Below are 3,992 nucleotides of genomic sequence, written 5' to 3'. Positions count from 1 at the left end.
CGTCTGTGGCGGTCCTAGTGCGAAACCGGGACCTTTGCTGCAGCCCCGCGCAGCACGGGCGCTCCAAGCATGGAGATGACGACGGCGCCCAGGGCCATGGGGATGACGAACAGGAAGTACAGATCCCCCGGCGTCCAGCCGCCGTCGATCAGGCTGCCGGCCAGGATCGGGGAAACAATCGCGCCCACGCGGCCCATGCCAATCACCAGGCCAAGGGCAGTGCCGCGGACCTCGGAGTCGTAGTACGTAGGGCTGATGGCCAGCATGCCGGCGATCGGCGCGTTGGAACCAAAGCCCACCAGTGCGGCTGCGAACAGCGCCAGCGGCAGTGATCCTTCGGTGGAGTTGGCGAACACCACGAAGGTGGCTGCGCCGACCACGAAGAAGACGGCCAGGACCCGGCGCATGTCGAAGCGGGAACCAAACACACCAAGCACCACGGCACCGGTGATGGCACCAACGCTGAAGAGCACGCCGGCATTGATGCCGTCCTGCGCGCTGAAGCCGCTGGCGGTGATCAGCTTGGGGGTCCAGGAATTGGCGAAGTAGAAGCTGGCCATCAGGATGAAGTAGGCCAGCGAGAGCAGGATGGTGCGGCGGGCGTTGACGCCGGTGAGGACGTCCGCGAAGCGGGACTTCTTCTCCCCGCGCGGTGCGGGTTCGGGCAGTTCCGCCACCGGTTCCTGGCCAATGCTGCGCAGCGTTTTGTTGATGCGCTCCAGCGCGTTGGCGGGACGGCGCACGGACAGGTAGTCAATGGATTCGGGCAGCACCTTCACCACCAGCGGGATCATCACGAGGGTGGCGGCGGCGCCAAAGGCGAAAGCTGAGCGCCAGCCGAAGGAAGCGATGAGCAGGCCGGTAACCAGGCCGCCCAGGACACCGCCCACGGGCTGGCCGATGCTGACGATTGCCAGGGCGGTTGACCGCCGCTTGGCATTGGAGAACTCCGAAGCGAAAACGTTGATGGTTGCCTGCAGCGTGCCGATTGCGACGCCCGTGATCAGGCGCAGGACCAAGAGGACCTCATAGGACGGAGCGAAAACGGAGGCGAACATGCCGGCGGCCACAACACAGACGCCGATCAGGAGGGTTTTCTGGCGGCCGATCACGTCCGCAATGGTGGAAACGAAAATGGAACCGACTGCCATGCCGACCAGGGCTGCGCTGAGCAGGAACCCAAGCTCGGCACCGTTCAGGTCCCACTCCGCCGAGACGGCGGAGGCACTGAAAGCCATGACCAGGACGTCGAAACCGTCGATCATGTAGAGGGCTGTACAAATTGCAATGATTCCGACTTGCCGCCGGCTCAGGGTGGAATCTTCGATCCGGTCTTTGAGGTGCATTCCTCAAATGCTAAAGGAGATGAGGGACACAACGTGATTTCGGTCGCGTTAGTTCGGGGTGGTTACGCGGCAGCCTCTGGAGAATCAGATTCCGGCATGGACCTGCCGTATAATTTCCATCCCCCGCAGTGAATCCGCGGGGTGGACCGGCAGTGCGGCACCGTTCAGGACTGCAGCAGCCAGTCCGGCGTAGAAGTCCTGGTAGCGGCCGGCCTCCGTGGGGACAGCCGTGCCGGACGCGTCTGTGCCGAGCATTCCCCAGCTGGCCGGTTCTTCCACCCCGTAGCCCGAATCCCCGGGCAGAAGTCCTGCGTCCAGCTGCGCTTCCTGCGGGTCCGCCCCCCGCTTCGTCCAGGCGGCTTTGGACCCGGTAACCCGGAACCTCTCCCCTGCCTGCGGTGCCAGCGAGTTCATGTACAGGTGGGAGAGCACACCAGAGGCATGCTGCAGGACCACAAAGACGTCGTCGTCCGGTCCGCCGGCTTCCCGCCTTGAACGGACTTCCGCGTAGGCCGGCTCGGCCGGACCAAAAAGCTGCAGGGCCTGGTCGATCAGGTGCGGCCCCAGGTCAAAGAGGATCCCGCCGCCGTCGGCCGTTCCCGCTTCCCGCTTCCAGGCCTTGGTGACGGCAGGCTTGAAGGATTCCATCCGTGACTCGAACCGGCTGACGGTGCCGAGTTCACCACGTTCCAGCAGACCCTTGAGCGTCAGGAAGTCTCCGTCCCAGCGCCTGTTCTGGAAAACAGAAAGGACCTTCCCCGCCGCGGCTGCCGCATCCATCAGTTCCTGCGCTGCCTGGGGAGAATGCGCAAACGGTTTATCGACTACGGCATGAAGTCCGGCTTCCAGGGCGGCGATACCCAGGGGAGCGTGTGTTGCCGGAGGCGTGCTGACCACCGCCAGATCCAGGTTTCCTGCCAGCGCCAGGGCAGCTTCGGCAGATGGTACGACGGCGGCAGCAGGGTAGGCGGCTGCGGCCGCCCGGGCGCGGGCGGGGTCGGACGTGACGATCACAGCCAGGGAGTACCGCGGGTCCGCCTCAAGGAGCGGTGCGTGGAAGACCCGGCCGCCCAGCCCGTAGCCGAAGAGCACCGTGCGCAGTGGCGGGGAACCCGTGGACGGGGCCGCTGCGGTCATGACGTCTGGAAATGCGTCTCGGAGGGAGCGCCGTTGAGCTTGGCAACAATCTCCCCTGCCAGCACCTTGAGCTTGAGGTTCCTGCTGTTCGAAGCCCGTTTCAGTGTCTCGAACGCCTCGCTCTGGGAACAACGGTTCTGGCCCATGATGATCCCAATTGCCAGGTCAATGTCCGTCCGCGACTGCAGCACTGACTGCAGGTCCTCGACAGTGGAGGCACGCTGGGACATCCGAACGGCCAGCCGGAGAGCCATTGACGCTTCCTCGGCGTACGTCCGCGCGACCCGCTTGAAATCGTCATCGAAGGTATTGGCTGAACGGGAGTAGAGGTTCAGGGCAGCCCGCGCGTGGCCCTCCAGCGTTAGCGGCACGGCATAGATGGCCCTCATGCCCTGCGCCACGACGTGCTGCATGTATTCCGGCCAGCGTTCATCGGCGGAGGTGTCCGGAACATCCACGGCTTCATGGACGCGGAGTGCATGGAGGCAGGGGCCGTCGTCGAAGGCGTACTGCATCTCATCCATTTCAAGCGCTGCGCTTTCGCTGCTGGCCACCGTGTAGCTGTGCCCGCGGGAGCGCTGCAGCGTGATTCCGCAGTAAACCGTACCCCTGGAGGAGAGGGAAGAAGCACTGAGCCGGGCCAGCTGCTGCAGGAATTCGAGTACGTCTTCATGGTGGATCAGCAGGTCCTGCAGCTGTGCTGCGGTGGCAGTCGCAGACCTCAGGTCGTCCATAGTGCAATGTTCCTTTTCGGGCCCCGGTGAACCGCACTGTGCGCCCACGATTGTCGTGTCAGAGCTTAGATACTACGATATCCGGATACGGTCAAGACGCGGCCACGGCTTCTGCACACCTTTACGGAGTTATCGATGGGCCTGCCGGCGCACTTGCCGATCTGTCACCATTGCGGCGTTGACGACTACCTGATCTACGAGTTCTACACAGCACCAACCGGGAATGATCCCGGTGTTGTGAGTTACACCTGCTCTGCGTGCGAGACCTTCGCCGGCCATGAAGTGCCCGCCGGCTGGGCTCCCCCCGGGTGGCGCGTTGGGCACTGATTCGCCGTCCCCGTTTCCCGGAGGACTCACCCTGCTGCTGGGTGCCGCGGCACACCTTTCCGCCGAAGCCAGCCGGCTTTTCCTGGCGGAGCTTTCGCTGACCGAAAACTCAGTGCGCGTCCTGAAGGCGCTCACCGCGCCGGGCATGCCGGCCGCACGAGTGGCCCAGCTGACGCGCCTGAGTTTGGAAGAGGCTTCTTTCGGTCTCGCGTCGCTGCACCAGGCCGGCTACGCCCGTCCCCGCCGTCCGGGCCGGTGGTCACGCACCCCCTCCGGCACCGCCATGGTGGAGGAACTCGCGGCTGTCAGGAAAAGATGCGACGCCCGCGCCGGGGAAACGGAACTTCGCCAGGCGCTTTACACGCTGATCCAGTCCATGGAGGACAACGAAACCCCGGATCCGGTGTAACTCTTCACTGCCACGAAAACAGGGGCGGGCCCGGAACAG

4 protein-coding genes are annotated in these 3,992 nt (G+C 64.5%); 1 reads left to right on the top strand and 3 read right to left on the bottom strand.

The features are described 5' to 3' along the window. Nucleotides 1-14 precede the first annotated feature (14 nt). The 3 genes from ABFX29_RS04885 to ABFX29_RS04875 form a co-directional block, all read right to left on the bottom strand. Complete coding sequence (locus ABFX29_RS04885; RefSeq protein ID WP_152225346.1) at nt 15-1,346, bottom strand: MFS transporter; 1,332 nt, start codon at nt 1,344-1,346, stop codon at nt 15-17. A gap of 84 nt (nt 1,347-1,430) precedes the next feature. Continuing rightward, nucleotides 1,431-2,483 carry a Gfo/Idh/MocA family protein gene (locus tag ABFX29_RS04880; protein ID WP_152225345.1) on the bottom strand — a complete coding sequence of 351 codons (1,053 nt, stop codon included), beginning with the start codon at nt 2,481-2,483 and terminating at the stop codon, nt 1,431-1,433. After that, nucleotides 2,480-3,217: a GAF and ANTAR domain-containing protein gene (locus ABFX29_RS04875; protein WP_152225343.1), complete on the bottom strand. Its 738-nt coding sequence runs from the start codon at nt 3,215-3,217 to the stop codon at nt 2,480-2,482. Before ABFX29_RS04875 ends, ABFX29_RS04880 begins: the two co-directional genes overlap by 4 nt. Nucleotides 3,218-3,533: 316 nt before the next feature. On the opposite strand from ABFX29_RS04875, the gene ABFX29_RS04870 reads away from it, so the two are divergent. Then, the gene (locus ABFX29_RS04870; RefSeq protein WP_152225341.1) at nt 3,534-3,953 is read left to right on the top strand and encodes a hypothetical protein; all 420 of its coding nucleotides are present in this window, start codon (nt 3,534-3,536) and stop codon (nt 3,951-3,953) included. Nucleotides 3,954-3,992 lie beyond the last annotated feature (39 nt).

It is taken from the genome of Arthrobacter gandavensis, assembly GCF_039528575.1.
GTDB classification, from domain to species: Bacteria; Actinomycetota; Actinomycetes; order Actinomycetales; family Micrococcaceae; genus Arthrobacter_B; species Arthrobacter_B citreus_B.
Note: the sequence above shows the minus strand (reverse complement) of the source record. Positions and strands in the feature narration are given on the sequence as shown.